Origin of the sequence: Dyella sp., from assembly GCF_035508675.1 — a bacterium.
Classification (GTDB): Bacteria; Pseudomonadota; Gammaproteobacteria; order Xanthomonadales; family Rhodanobacteraceae; genus Dyella_B.
Genome location: NZ_DATJMN010000367.1, coordinates 1 through 17,034 on the forward strand (window position 1 = coordinate 1; position 17,034 = coordinate 17,034).

Annotated in this window: 18 protein-coding genes; 6 read left to right on the forward strand and 12 right to left on the reverse strand. The window is 59.4% G+C overall.

What is annotated here, in order from left to right:
• The 8 genes from VMA74_RS19655 to VMA74_RS19690 form a co-directional block, all read right to left on the reverse strand.
• Nucleotides 1–462: LytR/AlgR family response regulator transcription factor (locus tag VMA74_RS19655; RefSeq protein WP_325370091.1), on the reverse strand; the 462-nt coding region annotated here is incomplete at its 3' end.
• On the reverse strand, nucleotides 455–1,579 hold the full coding sequence (locus VMA74_RS19660; protein ID WP_325370093.1) for a sensor histidine kinase: 1,125 nt from the start codon (nucleotides 1,577–1,579) through the stop codon (nucleotides 455–457). The genes VMA74_RS19655 and VMA74_RS19660, both read right to left, overlap by 8 nt.
• 72 nt (nucleotides 1,580–1,651) lie before the next feature.
• Entirely contained in the window at nucleotides 1,652–2,146 is a 495-nt protein-coding gene (locus tag VMA74_RS19665) for a nuclear transport factor 2 family protein (RefSeq protein ID WP_325370095.1), read from the reverse strand.
• A gap of 313 nt (nucleotides 2,147–2,459) precedes the next feature.
• A complete protein-coding gene (dbpA, locus tag VMA74_RS19670; protein ID WP_325370097.1) occupies nucleotides 2,460–3,839 on the reverse strand; it encodes an ATP-dependent RNA helicase DbpA in 1,380 nt (459 codons plus the stop codon).
• Between the two features lie 133 nt (nucleotides 3,840–3,972).
• The gene (locus VMA74_RS19675) at nucleotides 3,973–4,446 is read right to left on the reverse strand and encodes a YaiI/YqxD family protein (RefSeq protein ID WP_325370099.1); all 474 of its coding nucleotides are present in this window, start codon (nucleotides 4,444–4,446) and stop codon (nucleotides 3,973–3,975) included.
• Nucleotides 4,443–4,592 (reverse strand): hypothetical protein, encoded by a 150-nt coding sequence (locus tag VMA74_RS19680; RefSeq protein ID WP_325370101.1) that lies wholly within the window; start codon nucleotides 4,590–4,592, stop codon nucleotides 4,443–4,445. The genes VMA74_RS19675 and VMA74_RS19680 overlap by 4 nt, the downstream gene beginning before the upstream one ends.
• Nucleotides 4,593–4,664: 72 nt before the next feature.
• The gene (locus VMA74_RS19685; RefSeq protein WP_325370103.1) at nucleotides 4,665–4,895 is read right to left on the reverse strand and encodes a hypothetical protein; all 231 of its coding nucleotides are present in this window, start codon (nucleotides 4,893–4,895) and stop codon (nucleotides 4,665–4,667) included.
• Nucleotides 4,896–4,907: 12 nt separating this feature from the next.
• Nucleotides 4,908–5,231: a YkgJ family cysteine cluster protein gene (locus VMA74_RS19690; RefSeq protein ID WP_325370105.1), complete on the reverse strand. Its 324-nt coding sequence runs from the start codon at nucleotides 5,229–5,231 to the stop codon at nucleotides 4,908–4,910.
• A 252-nt stretch (nucleotides 5,232–5,483) separates the two neighbouring features.
• On the opposite strand from VMA74_RS19690, the gene VMA74_RS19695 reads away from it, so the two are divergent.
• The gene (locus tag VMA74_RS19695) at nucleotides 5,484–5,672 is read left to right on the forward strand and encodes a hypothetical protein (RefSeq protein WP_325370107.1); all 189 of its coding nucleotides are present in this window, start codon (nucleotides 5,484–5,486) and stop codon (nucleotides 5,670–5,672) included.
• A 1,008-nt stretch (nucleotides 5,673–6,680) separates the two neighbouring features.
• On the opposite strand, the gene VMA74_RS19700 is transcribed toward VMA74_RS19695, so the two are convergent.
• Nucleotides 6,681–7,133 carry a fasciclin domain-containing protein gene (locus VMA74_RS19700; RefSeq protein ID WP_325370109.1) on the reverse strand — a complete coding sequence of 151 codons (453 nt, stop codon included), beginning with the start codon at nucleotides 7,131–7,133 and terminating at the stop codon, nucleotides 6,681–6,683.
• 313 nt (nucleotides 7,134–7,446) lie between these two features.
• Here VMA74_RS19700 and VMA74_RS19705 point away from each other — a divergent pair, with 313 nt between their 5' ends.
• The 4 genes from VMA74_RS19705 (at nucleotide 7,447) to VMA74_RS19720 (ending at nucleotide 10,145) form a co-directional block, all read left to right on the forward strand.
• Nucleotides 7,447–7,668: a TonB-dependent receptor gene (locus tag VMA74_RS19705; protein ID WP_325370111.1), complete on the forward strand. Its 222-nt coding sequence runs from the start codon at nucleotides 7,447–7,449 to the stop codon at nucleotides 7,666–7,668.
• A gap of 162 nt (nucleotides 7,669–7,830) precedes the next feature.
• Nucleotides 7,831–8,040, forward strand: a complete 210-nt coding sequence (locus VMA74_RS19710; protein ID WP_325370113.1) for a hypothetical protein — start codon at nucleotides 7,831–7,833, stop codon at nucleotides 8,038–8,040.
• 63 nt (nucleotides 8,041–8,103) lie between these two features.
• Nucleotides 8,104–9,321 carry an acyl-CoA desaturase gene (locus tag VMA74_RS19715; RefSeq protein WP_325370115.1) on the forward strand — a complete coding sequence of 406 codons (1,218 nt, stop codon included), beginning with the start codon at nucleotides 8,104–8,106 and terminating at the stop codon, nucleotides 9,319–9,321.
• Between the two features lie 179 nt (nucleotides 9,322–9,500).
• On the forward strand, nucleotides 9,501–10,145 hold the full coding sequence (locus VMA74_RS19720; RefSeq protein ID WP_325370117.1) for a glutathione S-transferase family protein: 645 nt from the start codon (nucleotides 9,501–9,503) through the stop codon (nucleotides 10,143–10,145).
• 92 nt (nucleotides 10,146–10,237) lie between these two features.
• Here the strand turns inward: VMA74_RS19720 and VMA74_RS19725 are convergent, their stop codons facing one another.
• Together VMA74_RS19725 and VMA74_RS19730 are read right to left on the reverse strand one after the other, a co-directional pair.
• Entirely contained in the window at nucleotides 10,238–10,429 is a 192-nt protein-coding gene (locus VMA74_RS19725) for an Arc family DNA-binding protein (protein WP_325370119.1), read from the reverse strand.
• A 7-nt stretch (nucleotides 10,430–10,436) separates the two neighbouring features.
• Complete coding sequence (locus VMA74_RS19730; protein ID WP_325370121.1) at nucleotides 10,437–11,306, reverse strand: SPFH domain-containing protein; 870 nt, start codon at nucleotides 11,304–11,306, stop codon at nucleotides 10,437–10,439.
• Between the two features lie 456 nt (nucleotides 11,307–11,762).
• Here VMA74_RS19730 and VMA74_RS19735 point away from each other — a divergent pair, with 456 nt between their 5' ends.
• Nucleotides 11,763–15,704, forward strand: a complete 3,942-nt coding sequence (locus VMA74_RS19735; protein WP_325370123.1) for an Ig-like domain-containing protein — start codon at nucleotides 11,763–11,765, stop codon at nucleotides 15,702–15,704.
• 95 nt (nucleotides 15,705–15,799) lie between these two features.
• On the opposite strand, the gene VMA74_RS19740 is transcribed toward VMA74_RS19735, so the two are convergent.
• Nucleotides 15,800–17,034 (reverse strand): sensor histidine kinase (locus VMA74_RS19740; protein ID WP_325370125.1); only part of this gene is annotated, 1,235 nt, incomplete at its 5' end.

Below are 17,034 nucleotides of genomic sequence, written 5' to 3' on the forward strand. Positions count from 1 at the left end.
AACGATGCGATCGAGAAACGGTCGATCCACGCGGTGGCTATCGAGCAGCCTGAGCACGCTTTGGCCGAATTCGCGCACGTGCCTATCGTCGAGGCGCGATTTGGCGCGGGAAAAGGCGGCCTCCATGCGTTCATCGCCGAACGGCTTCAATACATAGTCGATGGCGGCCGACTCGAAAGCGCGAACGGCATGCTGGTCGAAGGCTGTCACGAATACCGCCACCGGCATGCGCTCGATGCCGATCGCATCGATCACGCCGAGGCCATCGAGTCCCGGCATCTGGACGTCCAGGAAGACGATGTCGGGCTGTTTCTGCAAGATCGCTTCTACGGCGTCGAGTCCATTCTCGGCTTCCATGATCTCGGCGACATCGGGATCATGCTGTATCAATTCGCGCAAGCGCTGGCGCGCCGGCTGCTCGTCGTCGACGACGAGTACGCGATAAACGCCTCGCTCACTCATCGTCATGCGTCTCCGTCACGCTTGCGGGTATCGAGACCTGAACCCGTGTGCCGCCGCCTTCGCGGGGACCGATCTGCAGATCAGCCTTTTGCCTACCATGAAGCATGGCAATACGTTCGCGTGTGACACCCAGCCCCAGTCCGGTGCGGTCGTCCGCCCAGGGCTCGCCAAGCCCGACACCGTCATCCTCGACGGTAATACGCAGTATCTCGCCCTCGATCGCCGCCCGAACCCAAACGGTGCCGCCGCCCGGCCGCGGCTGCAATCCGTGGCGAACCGCGTTCTCGACCAGCGGTTGCAAGATGAGGCTTGGCACGATGATGTCGCGAACCGGCGCAGGGACATCGACGACGACGTGCAAGCTATCGCCGAAGCGTGTCTGCTGGATGGCGAGGTAATGACCGAGAAACGCCAATTCCTCGCCAAGGCGGATCTGCTGCCGGCGTCCGGATTCCAGCGAAAGGCGCAGCAAGTCACCCAGCTGCTCGATCATGCTGCGCGCGAGCTTGGGCTGGCTGGCGACCAGGGAGGAGATGGTATTCAGCGCGTTGAAAAGAAAGTGCGGATCGAGTTGCATGCGCAGCACATGCAAGCGCGCTTCGGAAAAATTGCGCTCGAGCCGTTCGAGCCGTAGCTGTGAAGCAAGATAATGCTGGCTGTACTGCATGGCTTGCCAGCCGCCGACCACGAGCAGATAGACCAGGAGGTTCCACAGAAAACCGCCGCGCAAGGCCTCGTGCAAAGGACGGAGGCTGGCCGCTTCTTGCCACGCCAGCGTGCCGGCCACCACCCGCAGCGCTGCGGCGACGTAGCTGTATACCAAGGTGGCCGGAACGCCGATAACGATATGGGCGGCCAGCCGCGTTCCCAGGCTGTTCACTGCGATGGGCAGGCGCCGGTCCAGCGCGACAATCAGCGGGGTGAGCAGACCCCATGCCCACCACTCGGCCACCGAACCACGCAGGATGGACCACCATGCCGCGTTCGCGGTGAAACGTGGCATGGCAAAAACGACACCCACGGCGGTCCAGGCGAGCGCGGACACGAACGCCAGGCGCAGCCTGGGATACGGGCCGTTGCCCATCGTCGGGGGAGAATGCAGGAGCGGGCGCACCATCGTCCTTACCGTTTCGCGGACCGCGCCTATCATGCCACTCGGGCGCGCCATGTCCGTACATGCGGCAATGATTCACGCTGTTCCGGGATTCGACGAATAGGTAATGGCCACGATGCGCCAGCCATCGGCGGTCTTGACCAGTTGCCATGTTTCATCGCCGTGATTCTCCACTTTGCCGTCGATGACAAAGTCGAAATGAAAATACACCGAAGCCACCGTGCCGTCGCTGGTGATCCGAACGTCGGTATGGCGAGGATCGAGCGACGATGTCGTGCTCGCCACGAACTTGGCGAAATCCTGGGCGCTGGTGATGCGCACTTTCTGTATTGACGCATTCTTCGTCCGCGCGACAGCGAAGGCCTTGCCGGACAACACGCTCACCAAGTTGCCGCCGCGGTCGAGAAACAGTGCGGACACGGCCTGGCCGTCGTGCGTGGCCACGGCATGATGGTAGACGTCCATCACGTGCTGGATTGCTGCCGCGTCTTGCGGCGTGGCGGCACCATCGGAACGATCCATGGTGGCGCCGCTGCCGGCAAACAGCAGCAGGGCGGCCCCCATCAACATAGCCCTTTTCATAAAAACCTCATGCGGTATGACCTCTGGAAAGGCCACGAAAATAGGCTGATCGACGGGTGGCGTGCGCGCAAATGTTACGAACCGGCCGAGGCGTACCTTCAGCCGGTCAAGGACGGCGTCGAGTGGATGGCCTGGAAGATACATGTCTTCCGCACGAGGGCAGCAAAACCATTGGCCAGGCGAATTCGCGGCGGCATGACCCTATCGGCCTGTTCGGCATCGCCATTGACGCGAGATATACGCGCCGCGTGAATCGATCGCCTGGAAAGACCGGGGTTGTTCCGCATTTCCAGTTGCCACGCTAACCCAGCGTGCGCACCCGCAGATTGCGCCCCTTGATCTTCCCGGCGCGCAAGCGTTCCAGGGCCTTGTTCGCGAGTGCACGGTTGACCGCCACGTAGGCGCGCGTGGCGAAAACATCGATCTTGCCGACGTCATCGGCGCTCAGGCCGGCGCTGCCGGTGAGTGCGCCGAGGATGTCGCCGGGGCGAAGCTTGTCCTGGCGGCCGGCATCGATGACCAAGGTTTTCATCGGCGCCAAATTCAGTGTCTTGCCGCGCGGCGAAGAAAGCTTCAGCGGATGCCAGGGCAACGGCTTGCCAAGCATCTGTTCGATGTTTTGCGCCTTGGGTTGCTCGCGTGGCGTACATAGCGTTACCGCCAAGCCGGTTTGACCGGCGCGGCCGGTGCGGCCGATACGGTGGGTATGCGTATCGGGGTCGTGGGCAACGTCGTAGCTGATCACCAGCGGCAGGGCGGTGATGTCGAGTCCGCGTGCTGCCACATCGGTAGCCACCAGCACGGCGCAACTGCGGTTTGCGAATTGCACCAGCACTTCGTCACGATCGCGTTGCTCCATGTCGCCGTGCAACGCTAGCGCAGAAAAACCGCGGCGATCCAGTTCGTCCGCCACGGCGTCCACGTCGCGCCGCATATTGCAGAACACCAGTGCGTGCTGGCCGCGTTCGCCGGTTAGCAGCGTCGCCAGCGCGTCGATTTTGCTGGCCGGTTCAACGTCGATGAATCGCTGCTCGATCGCAGGCTGTATATCGAGCGGCGCCGCGACGGTGATTTCGACGGGATTGCGCTGCATGCGCCGGCTTACGTCGCGGATATCGTCCGGATAGGTGGCCGAAAAAAGCAGCGTTTGATGATGCTTGGCGATACGGCTGACGATGTCGTCGATGGCCTCGCTGAAACCCATGTCCAGCATGCGGTCGGCCTCGTCCAGCACCAGCACCTTGATGCCGCCGCCGTGCAGGCTCCCGCGCTTCAAATGTTCCTGTACGCGGCCGGGTGTGCCGACCACGATGTGCGGATCGTGCGTGAGCGATGCCAATTGCGGCCCCAGCGGCATGCCGCCGCACAAGGTCAGCAGCTTGACGTTCGGGATATTGGCCGCGAGCTTGCGAATGGCTTTGCTTACCTGATCGGCCAGTTCGCGCGTGGGACATAGCACCAGCGCCTGCAAGCGAATGGTTTCCACCTGCAAGGATTGCAGCAAGCTCAGCCCGAAGGCGGCAGTTTTGCCGCTGCCGGTCTGTGCCTGCGCAATCACGTCGCGCCCTTCCAGCATGGCCGGCAGGCTTTGCGCTTGGACGGGGGTCATGTCGGTATAGCCGAGTGTCTCGACACTGGCGAGCAGGGCGGGTTTGAGCGGGAGCGTGCTGAAAGCGGTCATGCGGCATGATCGCATAGCACGTAGGTTGGCGGTGAGCGCATGCGAACCTCAACGTTGCCATGTAGAACGCGATGTTGGGGTTCGGCGTTGCCTCACCGCCAACCTACGGGGCTCCGTTAGGGTTGAGCCTTTTTTACGACGTACGTTGCGCTAACCAGCGATCGAGCTGATTGGCAAAGGCCTGTCGATCGCGCGCGTGGAAGGCCGATGGCCCGCCTGTGTGAACTCCGGCGCCGCGCAGTTCTTCCGAAAAATTGCGCATCGATAAACGCTCGGCCATGTTGTCGGGCGTATAGCGTTCGCCGCGGGGATTGATCGCTACGCCGCCTTTGTCGATCACGCGCGCGGCGAGGGGAATATCTTGGGTGACGACCAGATCACCGGACTGCATGCGTTCGACGATTTCATTGTCGGCCTCGTCAAGCCCGCCCCTGACGACGAGCGCGCTGATGTAGCGCGACGGTGGCCGCGGCAAGCTGTGGTTGGCGATCAGTGTCACCTGGATGCGGGCGCGCTCGGCGGCACGGAATAGAATTGCCTTGATCACGCTGGGGCAAGCGTCGCCATCCACCCATACCTTTGGGGCGGCAGGCGCGGACGCATTCATAGATAACCGCTGGGTGGCTCGCGCTTGGTTTCGCCGGGCTTGACGTTGTCGCGCCCGCCTTTCTTCTTCGCCTGCTTGGCGTCTTGTTGTTTCTTCTTGGCCAGTTCGCGCTGGCGCTTTTCAAAGGAATAGTTTGGTTTTGCCAAGTGAGTTGTCTCGCTTATTCAATGCAATGGATGCGTTGTATGCCATGCAGTGCTTCGCCGCAACGGCGATGCTTACTTCTTGTCCAAGGATGGCGCGGGGGCCGTCGAGGTACCATCTGCGCGTGCGGAAGCCTGGTCCTCTTTGGGCTTGTGATGAAACGGCGTATTACCTAGCACTTCAATGCGTCCGCCTGATTTATTGAACGCGGCAATGTCCGCGGCAATGCGCTCGCTGGTCAGTGTCTTGGGAGAGGCGCCGCCGCTATAAGGGGTGCCGGTGCCGGATTGGCGATAGTTAGCCATGATGGGTTCCTCTCATTTCAGGGTGATCTCGATGGTGCCGGTACGTTGTTTGACGTACTCCGTACGGATGGCCTTGCAGTACGGGCCGCCCATCACGAATCGTTGACAGACCGCGGGGCGATTTTCATAGATGCTGCAGTTCATGCGGGTACGATCCATCGCGACGCACCACCCGTCGTCAGCGTGCGCCATCACGCGATGGCCTTGCGGAAGCTGCGTGGTGAGGTGGGCAGGAATGTTGTCCTCGGATTCCAGAACGACCATCAGGCGGCAACACACCGCATCGCAGATGGCGCAATGTGCCTTGCCTTTCGCATGCCTAGCGAACTGGGTCATGTCCGTGCAGCGATTGGAATGGCATCGATGCTCCCGAAGGGCGTGAGATGAGGGAGCGAAGCGGACAACCGTGGGCAGTCGCGCGGGACGCCGGGCAGAGGCACATGGCTCGCGGAGACCCATGGTACACCATGTCCGCATAGGGGATGCTGTACCGGCAGCGCCGGGTTGATATCAAAAAGAACGAATCGACACAGCCGATCGTTTTAGGAGTATGTTGAGTTGTTTCGTGGCCTATCGCCAGGTATCCGTATGAACAACCCAGTCAAGCCTTTGTCGGTAGCGGCCATTCATTCGGTCTATTCCGGCAAAAAGATCACGTCGGCGGTCGAGCAGGCGAAAGACTTCAAGTCCACCAACAACTTTGCGCGCGATGCTCAGCATTCAGGTCAGGCGCCTGAAAAGCCCAAAGTGGAAAAGAAAAAACCTGGTCGGGCCTGACAAACCGCGCTTGCCTTGCTTTGGCGAGGTGCCTTGCTATTTCAGCTTCGTAGACTGGGATGGAATCCCAGCCTCGCAATGCCCAGGAAAGCTGGGATTTCATCCCAGCCTACGCGCTTGAAGAAAGCTTCGGGCATCCCTTGATGGGTCGCCCCGGCGAACGCCGGGCTGAGTCCATGCTTAAAGCATTGGCGCAGGGATGGTGCGCGATCGGAAGAGTGGCGGGTGATCGAATGGCGGCCGGACTGGCTTGTACGCCATCAAGCTGCGTTGAATATTGCCATCCGTCCATGACATGGCCATGTCAACGAAAACATGGCACGAACTCACTGAGGCATCCGTGCCTCCTTTCCAACGAGGGTGTCCTTGCCCAAAGAGGCGGAAGCCTCTTTCTACTCGATAATCGTCAGTACTTTTTCTGCTTGTTCGTCAAATCAGGACGCGATGATGTACGCCCTGAGTGCCCCGGTTCGCGTTTAAAGACGGAAGTCTTTGAATAACGAGCCTCATCTATCGCGACCCCCGGGGTCTTCGGCGAATCCTTCGGTGCATAAACACTATGAATCTGCGCCGCTGAAAGCGGTTCGACATTACGGGGCATGATCGGCCTACCTAAAAGGACACGTCGCGGAGATCTGCGACGATGCTGGAAAGGACCCTGCATGGTGAGAGGCAAGGTAGGGCTCAAAGGCGATAATTGCGATCGCAGGTGAGATGCCGGGTTCTATACGCACCCAGCTCGATCGATCATGCTCCCCTCCCGGGTAAATAGCAATTCGAAAGGAGCGTATATCACACGCCTTCCGGGACGGAACGGTGCATTTCTTTACGCAATGCAGGCTGCTCATATTGAGCGCTACATCGATCGCGCGTCTTGGCAAAGCGAAGCAAATACGAACCCTATTCCGAATGCCCGCTCCGGGTGGGAAGCGGGCAGCCGAATGCCATCCATGGCGTCTCCGATCGGTGCGTTACGGCGAGGTCGCGCTGACCATAAGCGCCTGTCGGTTAGTGCTTGGTGGGTACGATAACCGCATCGATGGCGTGGATGACGCCATTGCTCGACGCGATGTCCCGTTGCGTGATTTTGGCACCCGCTATGCTGAGTGCTTCGCCATCTTTCTTTACCGTTGCGCTTTGGCCCTGCATCATTTTTGGTGCGGTCAATTTTTCGAGCTCAACGGCCGAAGCGCGGCCTGGCAGTACGTGATACTTCAAGACGGAGACCAGTTCCGCCTTGTTCTCGGGCTTTAGCCAGTTTTCCAGCGTGCCTTTGGGCAGCTTTTCGAATGCCGCATCCGTTGGAGCAAAAAACGTGTAGGGACCGGAACCCTTCAGGACACTCGTCAGATCGGCCGCTTCGATGGCCTTGCCTAGCGTATGAAAGGAGCCGTTGGCCGCTGCCGTATCAACGATGTTCTTGGAAGAAACGTGCGAGGTATTGGAATCATGAGTAGACATGAGTTCGCCTTGAGTGATGATCCGTGGGGCGGATTTTGAGCGGACGAAGCCGCAGCTCCGACAAAGAAATCGGAGAAGTACTCAGTTGGCGTTAGGGAACAGGACCGTGTGGCTGAGACGCCTGCCAAGGAGAAGGTTTACTTTCCCGGCGCTTCATCAGCATGCGCTTACCGTTGTTACTTGGGCGTGATCTGGCGACGTGATTGCGGCAATTCAAAAAAGCCACGCATGTCAGGCCTAGATGCGCTTGCTGGCATCGCTTCGGCCTCGATAAGGGCTATGCTGGGTGCAGACCTACCGAAAGGCAACAGCCATGGCAATGGTTACTGGCAAGACAAAAAATGGATTTACGTATGAAGGTGACTACCAGTACGCAAACTCCGATCGCGTCACCTGGACGGCCACCTACAGGCGCAGCGATCATTTCTACGGAATGCGGCACGGTCGTATTGACGAACTTAAAGGCGTTTCTGCAGAGGAAGTTGATAACGCCGTAAAGGATGACATTGAGTCCATGTGGAGCCGGTCCGGCTAATCGCAGCGCTAGCCTCATTGAGCGTCATAGGCACTCAAACACCGCGCGTCACACAAAGAAACTAACATTTGCCGCCCGCTATGAGCGTATGGTTGCAGTGACATCACCCGGCCATTGACGGCTATAACGCGTCGCGCACGGATTGCTGGCAAGCAGGAAAGCATGAACATCCGTCCATCCCTTGGTTTGAATAGTAAGCAGTGGGCGCTGTTGGGCGAGATCGTGAAGTGCTGCCCGTTGCCCATCCGCACGATAAGGCGCCTTGCCGATCTGCGCCGCCTGCGTGAGGCTGGCTTGGTGACAATGGAGCAGACCAAGGTATGCGCAACCCGTTTGGGCATGGAGGCGCTTTGGTATCACAGCCTTCATTAGTCGACAAACCCTCTCTCGTTTCGTGTCGGATTCCGATAGAACGATAGATTCGGGCGCTCCCGATTGCCAAAGAAGTTGCCACGGCGCAACCTTGCAATCGATCTCACTCCCCAGGCAGCGCGATGCGCACCAAGTACTTGCATGTCCTCTGAATCACCACTCCACCGTAGCGAGGTTGTCCAACCGCCCGACGTCCACGATAAGTCGCTGAAATTCAGCAGCGACAACGCGTTCCATCGTGAATTGCGGCAGCGGGTCGATGCCGAGTTCAAGCGTGCGGGCCGCGCTCAGCGCGACAGCGCCCAGATGTATCTGAAGACCGCAGTGATCCTCGTCATCTTCACCCTTGCTTATGTGGCGCTCGTGTTCTTTGCGCGCGAGACATGGGAAGCCTTGCTGCTAAGCGTCGTGCTTGGAGTGGCCACTGCCGGGGTCGGCTTCAACATCATGCATGACGGCGGCCACCAAGCCTACTCGGAGCATCGCTGGATCAACCGGATGATGGCGATGACGCTCGACATGGTCGGCGGAAGTTCGTACATCTGGCAGTGGAAGCACGGGCGGTTTCATCATACGTGGGTCAATGTCGCAGACCACGACAGCGACATCGACCTCGGCGTGTTCGGGCGCCTGTCGCCAGAACAGCCGTGGCGCCCGTGGCACCGCTGGCAGCATATCTACCTATGGGTGCTGTACGGCGTTACCGTGATCCGCTGGCATCTATACGATGATTTCCGCGACATCATCACCGGTACCATCGGCACGCGGCCGTTTGTGCGGCCGCGCGGCTGGGACCTGGCCGCATTTGTGCTCGGCAAGCTGGCATTCTTTGCGCTTGCTTTTGGGGTGCCGCTGGTCTTCCATTCGATCGGTGTTGTCGCGCTTTTCTACGTGACGACGGCGGCTGTCGCGGGCGTTCTGCTGGCACTGGTATTCCAGATGGCCCATGTGGTGGAAGCGGCGGCCTTTCCGGTGCCGCATGAAGGAAGCCTTCGAATCGACAAGCCGTGGGCCATTCATCAACTGGAAACCACGGTGGACTTTGCCCGCGGCAATCGTGCCCTTGGCTGGTTGATCGGTGGACTGAATTTTCAGGTGGAACACCACCTGTTTCCGCGCATCTCCCACGTACACTATCCGGCGGTTTCGTGCGTGGTGAAGGACACCTGTCGCGAGTTCGGTGTTGCCTATCTTGAGCACCGCACGTTTGCCGCAGGCATCGCCTCGCACTATCGCTGGTTGAGGCAGCTTGGCAGGCCGATCGTTACTGAACCGACCTAGCGTCCATGGACGATGGCCAGATGGCGCTTTGGGGTCCTGAGCCCCGTCGCTGGAACTTGCGAAGCGAGCGTCTGCACCGGTTCCCAATGCAAGTTTCGCCGGTCATGTCGATTTTTGAAATTCACGTTCGTCTTCCTATGGTTGGCCGACCGGGCCGAATCGAAGAAGGATTGCGAACGATGATCACCGTCTTTGGCGAAGGGCGAGGCTTCAGGGTTGTTTGGCTGTTGGAGGAGATGGGGCTTGCCTACCGGCTGAGGCCGGTAGACCTTCTGGCCGGCGTCGAGCAGGACGCGGAATTCCTCGCCATCAATCCTGCCGGTTTTATTCCAGCGATTCAGGACGGCGACGTCACGATGGTCGAGTCCATTGCGATCATGGAATACCTGATGGCTCGCTACGGGCCGACGCCGCTGGCGCCAAGCCCGCAAGATCTTGCCTTCCCCGCGTACCAACAGTTCCTTCACCTCGGCGAAGCCGGGCTTGCGGCGTCCATTTATTTCGTCGTTGGCGCCCGCAATTTTGCGCCGGAATCTGAACGGCAGAACTGGAGCGCAGGCCAGGCGCTAAGCGTTTTCGAGAGCCGGTTGACGCTGGTGACGCGACAGCTTGCCCGCACCCCCTATCTTGCCGGCGAGCATTTCACGGCCGCCGACATCTCGGTGACGTACGCCCTGGAGTTGGCCCAAACCAGTGGGGGCGTCACCCTTGGCGAGGTGGAGCGGTCGTATATGGCACGCACCAGCGCACGCGAGGGCTACCAGCGCGCGATGGATACATGTCAATCGAGGAGGGCGTGGCTGGCCAAGGCATCTTCTCAATGATCGCTCTTGGCGTCCGCTTTCAACGATAACTTCAGCCGGACTATGGGTAGACGGAACCTTATTGCCATGGGCCGTTCCGGCCAATGCTGCAGCTAGCCGCTATCGTCATCCATTACCGGCTTTACCTTGGCTGCTTTCAATCGGCCACTTTTATAGAGCGCCTCCCGCAACACGAACTCTATTTGCGCGTTAACGCTGCGTAGCTCATCGTCGGCCCAGCGTTGCACTGCATCTAGAACGTTTGCACTGATGCGCAGTGGAAAAGCTTTTTTTTCAGCGCTCATGTCGCCATTAATTGTGCAGCGTGCCCGTATTGAGCACCGGTTGTGTCCCGCGTTCGCCGCACAGTACGACCAGTAGGTTGCTGACCATAGCAGCTTTCCGCTCTTCGTCGAGATCGACCACGCCCTGGGTGCGTAGCTTTTCCAGTGCCATGGCAACCATGCCTACGGCGCTGTCAACGATGCGTTGCCGCGCCGCAATGATGGCGCCTGCTTGCTGGCGTTGCAGCATCGCCTGGGCGATCTCCTGCGCGTAGGCGAGATGACTGATCCGCGCTTCGCTGATCCGTACGCCAGCCTTGTCGAGTCTCGCCTGAATTTCGTCGCGCAGGTGATTGTTGATGTCGTCACCGTGGCTGCGCAGTGATGGCTTGCCATCGTCATGCCCGTCATAGGGGTAACTCTGCGCCATCTGGCGAAGCGCAGATTCGCTTTGGACCTGCACGAAGTTTTCATAGCTATCCACGCAGAACGTCGCTTCGGCGGTATCGACGACCTGCCAAACAATTACGGCCGCGATTTCGATCGGATTGCCGTCACTGTCGTTGACCTTCAATTTGCTGCTTTCGAAGTTTCGCGTACGTAGTGAAACGCGGCGCCGCGTGCAGAAAGGATTGGTCCAACGCAGACCCTCCGTGCGCACCGTGCCCGCATAGCTGCCAAATAGTTGCAGTACCTGTCCTTCGTTAGGCGCAACCTGGAAAAAGCCTCGGAGCACCCAAGCAGCAAGGACAAAGGCGGGGATAGCAGTCAGGCCAATCCAGGAGGGTAGTGCGGAGAGTCCAACGTGGAAGAGCAAGCCGATGCCCACCAGAAAGGCGGCGGTGCAGACCGCTATAAATGGAATACCGGCGATCGAAAATCCATGGCGCTCATTCATGACTAGGTCTCCTCAGGGTAGCCTAGATATATATCAAAATGATATCACTTCCTAGTGCCTGGATGGCGCGGCTTCAACGCTGCCGAGGCCAATGTGCCTACGATCCATCATCGAAACTCCAGCGCCCGAAATACACTCCAAATATCCTGGTATCACTGCCGCGGTCCGCTTTGGGTTCGCGCCAGAGCCACCCACCACGAGCTATGTCATTGAAAGGTGCGGGGTCGATTGTCCTTCAGAGGGGGCATGATCTCGGGGATCTTTTTGAGCGAAGGCTATCGCCGCCTGCTTGATCGAGCGGCCTCAGGGGCACTAGGGCATCACGATACCTACGTTCGAATCGCCTATTGCGTTCCTCGACACCCCCGAAATCGGGGGTGTCGTCGTGATGGGGGCACGAAAATAATGGTGACAGCCTGGCGGCGCTGCGTCCGTCGGGATTGCAGGAACAGGGCGATGAACACGAAGCGGCATAAGGCGCGATGGCATTCGCGCCTGGGGTTATTGGTTTTGGCGTGGCTGGTCGGCTTATTGGTGTCGCCCAACTGGGCGCTGGCTTCGCCGGGCTGCCAAGCGCTCAACGGGCAATCAGGCGCGCTGACGGCTTATCAATACACCGAATTTCTGGGGAACAATCAGCCAGTCAATCAAGGCGATCAGGTAACCCTCACTGCGTCAGGTCAGGTGTACTACGTTGGATCGTTCCTTCAGATGAGTGATAGCGGGGGCACGGTATCCGGTACGGAGGGAGGCTCGGGCGCAGGCGCTGACGGTATCGAGAATCTGACCGCCGCTACGGTCACTTTCAGCGTCACTTGTCAGTCCATCGCACCGGTCGTATCGGGCGTTAGTCCATCCTCCAGTGCCCCTGGCAGCACCATAACCATCACGGGCAGCGGCTTTTACGGCGCTACCGCAGTGAGCTTCGGCGGTACGCCCGCTACTAGCTTTACCGTCAATAACGCATCTTCGATTACCGCGGCCGTTCCCAATGGTTCGGGCACGGTCTCGATCAGCGTGACCACCGATGCGGGTACGGCCACGGGCAGTTCCTTTACGTTCGCCGCACCCACGGCGAATGCCGTCAGTGCGACGGTCGCTTTCGACAGCGGCAACAATGCGATCGCCTTGAGCGTCGCGGGCAATCCGACATCGGTGGCGGTCGCCGGTGCTCCTTCACACGGCGTGGCTGTCGCCAGTGGCACGTCGATCACCTATAAACCCAACGCCGGCTATGCGGGTCCCGACAGTTTTACCTATACCGCCAGCAATGCTGCAGGCACATCCAGCCCCGCTACGGTTTCGATCTCGATCAGTGCGCCAACGCTTGCGCTGTCGCCGACATCGTTGCCCAACGCAGTCGCCGAAAGCAGTTACTCGCAAACGCTTGCCGCGAGTGGCGGCACCGCCCCCTATACCTATGCCATGGCGAGCGGTGCGCTACCGCCGGGGCTCAGCCTGAACGCCTCGACAGGGTTGCTGTCTGGCACAACACTGACTGCGGGAACGTTCAACTTCACCGTTCGCGCCAGCGACAGCTCCACGGGACCGGCTGCACCGTTCTCAACCACGCAAAGCTATACGCTCACGGTCAGCGCACCCAGCATCACGATAACGCCCGCCAGCCTGCCATCGGGACAGCAGGGAACGGCTTACAGTCAGCAGTTAAGTGCGGGCGGCGGAAACGGGGCTTACGCTTTCTCGCTCAGCGGTAACTTGCCGGCCGGTCTGACATTGAGTCCGGCAGGGTTGTTATCCGGCACACCGACCACCAATGGCAGTTTCAGCTTCACGGTTGTCGCCAAGGACGGCAACAACTTCTCCGGCAGCCAAGCGTACCCACTGGCGGTGGGAACACCCACTGCGCCTACCGTATCGGCCAAGTCGGCGAGCACCGCTTACAACACGCCCATAAGCATCAATTTGTCGGCGGCGATCACGGGTGTGGATATCACCGCAGTAGTGATAACTGGCCAGCCTTCGCATGGCACGGTGAGTGTGTCCGGTGAAACCGTTACTTACACGCCATCGTCAACGTTCTATGGTGGAAGCGACAGTTTTACCTACACCGCTACCAATCCCGGTGGCACGTCCACTCCGGGCACGGTAACGATCAACGTCGGAACACCGGCTGCGCCGATGGTGACGGCGAAATCGGCAAGCACGGCGTACAACACAGCTGCGGCGATCGATCTGACCAGTTCCATCACGGGTGCCGGTATCACATCGGTATCCATAGCCGCACAGCCTGCACATGGCACGGCAAGTGTGTCGGGCAAGATCGTTACCTATACGCCATCGTCCACGCTCTATGGCGGCAGCGATAGTTTTACCTACACCGCCACCAATTCTGGCGGCACATCCAGCCCGGCCACGGTAACGATCAACGTCGGAACGCCGGTCGCACCGACGGTAGCGGCGAAATCGGTGAGCACCGTTTACAACACCACTGCGACGATCGACCTGGCCAGTTCCATCACGGGTGTCGATATCACATCGGTATCGCTAACCTCCCGGCCTGCGCATGGCACGGTGAATGTGTCGGGTGAGACCGTTACGTATACGCCATCTTCGACGTTCTACGCTGGCGCTGACAGTTTTACCTATACGGCAACCAACCCCGGCGGCACATCCTCGCCGGCCACGGTGAACATTGCGGTGACGCCCTTGAATGTTCCGTCTGCTGCCGCGCTCTCGGTAGCAACGACGACGGGTACCCCCGTGGTGGTGGACGCGATCGCCGGCGCCGGCGGCCAGCAGCCTTTTACCGGAGTGAGCGTGGCGGCACAGCCCACGCACGGTACCGCGACGGTGAGCGGCAACCAGATCACGTATGCCCCAACGACTGGTTTTACCGGCATCGACACATTCAAGTATGAAGTGAGCAATCACTTCGGAAGTTCGCAACCGGCCACGATTAGTGTGACAGTGACTGCGGCCGGTCGCGCCGCGGGTCACAGCACGACGGTGACCACGGCACCGGGTTCGCCAGTGGCGGTTAACCTGGCTGGCATCGCACCGGGCAGCTATGTTTCCTCGGCGCTGCTGGGTCTTTCACCCGGCAATTCGGGCAGCGTCACGCTGAGTCAGCCTGTGGTGCTGACGTTCGCTCCCCAGGCTGGCTTTCACGGCTTGGTGCAAATCACTGCGTTGCTGACCACCGAAACGGGCAACTCGGTCACGGTGGACGTGCTGGTGTTGGTAAGCGATCAACCCGACCCGTCGAAGAATCCGAATGTATTGGGCCTGGTCGATGCGCAGACAACGCAGGCGCAACGCTTCGCGCAAAGCCAGCTCGGCAATATTCAAAGCCGGTTGGAGAGCTTGCACGATAACGAGGACACCTCCCTCTTCAGCAATAATTTGTCCGTCAGTCTGCACGGCAAGCCGTTGCAGATGACAGGCGGGGCGAGGACCAGCGGTGCAAGCATTGCCGTAAACGGGGTTCCAGCCGATGGCTCCGCCATGCGACAAGGCATCGGTGCCGCCGAAAGCGGGGAAACCCCTTCTTCATCCACTGCGCCGTCCAGCGAGACTTCGTCCCCCGCAAAAGCCAGCGCTTCAGGCCTGGGTGTATGGATAGGCGGATCGGCGAATTTCGGATCTTTCGATGCGTATCGGCAAGCATCCGGGTTCGACTCGGACAACATCGCAGTGAACGCGGGAGCCGACCAACGTATCGGACAGCATGGCGTGATCGGCTTGAGTGTTGGCTACAACCACGACAACAGCGACATCGGCAACGATGGTACGCGCAGCGTGGCAAAAGGCTATAGCGCGGCGCTCTATGGAAGTTTGCAGCCGGCAGAGCATGTTTATATCGATGGCGTGCTGGGTGGTGGCGGGTTGAGCTTCGACAGCCGGCGTTATGGCACCGATACCGGTACATTCCTCGTGGGCCATCGCAATGGCAGCCAATGGTTCGGTTCGCTCAGCTTCGGCTATGAATACAAAACGGCCGGCTGGCTATTTTCGCCTTATGGTCGATTCGAAGGATCGTTGTCGTCGCTGAACAGTTACTCGGAGACGGGTGACGTGGCCGAGGCGCTTACATACGGCAGCCAAACCGTACGTACGACGCAGGCCATTGCAGGCATTCGTGCAAGTGGGCAGGTGGCACTTGGCGCGGGGATTTTCATACCGCATGTGCGGCTGGAAGTCGGGCACGACTTTCAGGGTACCAGCGATACGGCATTGAGTTATGCATTCGTTCCATCGGCGGGCTCATGGAGCGTACTGAGCAATCCCTATACCGCCAACGGCACAAGCGTAGAGCTGGGTGTGGGAGGCGATTTGCAATTGCCCGGCAACCTGCTCATTACCACCGACTACGAATACCTGGCGCAGCCGCATGCGCATGATCAGTCCATTCGGTTGGGGGTGAAAAAGGGGTTCTAGTTAAGGCAGTGTCGCCTTAAGCGCGGACTTACCAAGGTTCGTTGCAGTGGCTTTGGCTCTTGAGGTATGCCTGGATCGAAGCGTAGGTTGGGATTTCATCCCAACGTACCGGGCACAGGAAAGTCCACATGCAGCGCCGCGCCTTGCCCAGGCGCAGCGTCTATCCGCAGTTGACCTCCAAGACGTATTGCCCGCGTGCGGAGGCTGGTCAGGCCAGTGCCATTGCCTTGTGACGATGTGTCGAAGCCGCTCCCATTGTCATGTACCTTGGCGTGCAGATATTGCTCGCGAAGAAACAGCGCTATGTCGACCCGGGAAGCACGGCTGTGCTTGAGCACGTTAGTGAGTGCCTCCTGCAACAGGCGAAGTAGATCGAGGCTTTTCGCCGCCCCCAGGTTCACCCCGTGCAGGTCCTCGAGTTGCCAATGAACCTCGATACCAACAGCATTCAGGTGCTGGCTCCAGCGGTGACGCAGTGGCGCCAACACATCGTTGAGGTCAGTATTTGCCTGGGTGGTCGTATCGATGATGAGGCGCAGGTCATCGCGCAGCTCCTTCAGCATCGAGATGGTGCGTGCGGAATCCGCCGGTGAGCGCTGGCTTTCCAGGCTTGCAATGGCGCTTAAAAGGCTGCCGCCGAATCCGTCGTGCAGATCGCGTACCAGATTGAGCCGTTCGCCAATGCGTGTGTTGTGCAAAGCCAGCGTATGTTCGCGCTCCAGCGTTTCGCCGAGCTGCTGCGTTGCTGCGTCGACTTCGCGCTTGAGTTCAACGTTGAAACCCTCCACGCGTTTCATGGCGGCCGCAAAACGATAAGCAAGCGCAAAACCCATGCCGACGATGTTCAGTGGCGACGTAATGGCCAACAAATACATGTCGCCACTGATTACCCCGTAAAAGAGCAGGAAATCGTGGACCGAAACCAATAACGGGATCACCAGGCATGCCGCCAGAACAAGATGATCCGTGCGTCGACCGCGCACAGCATGCCATGCGAATCCCGCGATGGCGGCGTAGTAAACAGTGCCGCCTATCGCAAAATATAGGCCGCGGTGGATTCCGGCCAGCGAAGGCACAAAGAGCGCAACGACGAACGACACCGCGTTAATCGCCAACAACGCAATTTCCAACCGCGGCCAGCGGCGATCGCAGTAGCGCAATAGAAATATGGCGAAACCGGAAGCGGCAGCCACGTATGCAACGGCGTTGAACGCCTCCCATCCATCAGTACTGGAAAAGGGCCATGCACTGCTGGCGATGAAATTAATGCCGTAAGCGAAGAAGAACAGCGTGCTTAGGGCGTACCAACCGTAACTGCTGTCCTTGCGAC

Excerpts from the sequence above, each read along its gene's own strand:
- VMA74_RS19660 (WP_325370093.1), bottom strand. The coding sequence starts at position 1,579 with ATGGTGCGCCCGCTCCTGCATTCTCCCCCGACGATGGGCAACGGCCCG.
- VMA74_RS19665 (WP_325370095.1), bottom strand. The coding sequence starts at position 2,146 with ATGTTGATGGGGGCCGCCCTGCTGCTGTTTGCCGGCAGCGGCGCCACC.
- dbpA (WP_325370097.1), bottom strand. The coding sequence starts at position 3,839 with ATGACCGCTTTCAGCACGCTCCCGCTCAAACCCGCCCTGCTCGCCAGT.
- VMA74_RS19675 (WP_325370099.1), bottom strand. The coding sequence starts at position 4,446 with ATGAATGCGTCCGCGCCTGCCGCCCCAAAGGTATGGGTGGATGGCGAC.
- VMA74_RS19685 (WP_325370103.1), bottom strand. The coding sequence starts at position 4,895 with ATGGCTAACTATCGCCAATCCGGCACCGGCACCCCTTATAGCGGCGGC.
- VMA74_RS19690 (WP_325370105.1), bottom strand. The coding sequence starts at position 5,231 with ATGACCCAGTTCGCTAGGCATGCGAAAGGCAAGGCACATTGCGCCATC.
- VMA74_RS19695 (WP_325370107.1), top strand. The coding sequence starts at position 5,484 with ATGAACAACCCAGTCAAGCCTTTGTCGGTAGCGGCCATTCATTCGGTC.
- VMA74_RS19700 (WP_325370109.1), bottom strand. The coding sequence starts at position 7,133 with ATGTCTACTCATGATTCCAATACCTCGCACGTTTCTTCCAAGAACATC.
- VMA74_RS19705 (WP_325370111.1), top strand. The coding sequence starts at position 7,447 with ATGGCAATGGTTACTGGCAAGACAAAAAATGGATTTACGTATGAAGGT.
- VMA74_RS19710 (WP_325370113.1), top strand. The coding sequence starts at position 7,831 with ATGAACATCCGTCCATCCCTTGGTTTGAATAGTAAGCAGTGGGCGCTG.
- VMA74_RS19720 (WP_325370117.1), top strand. The coding sequence starts at position 9,501 with ATGATCACCGTCTTTGGCGAAGGGCGAGGCTTCAGGGTTGTTTGGCTG.
- VMA74_RS19725 (WP_325370119.1), bottom strand. The coding sequence starts at position 10,429 with ATGAGCGCTGAAAAAAAAGCTTTTCCACTGCGCATCAGTGCAAACGTT.
- VMA74_RS19730 (WP_325370121.1), bottom strand. The coding sequence starts at position 11,306 with ATGAATGAGCGCCATGGATTTTCGATCGCCGGTATTCCATTTATAGCG.
- VMA74_RS19735 (WP_325370123.1), top strand. The coding sequence starts at position 11,763 with ATGAACACGAAGCGGCATAAGGCGCGATGGCATTCGCGCCTGGGGTTA.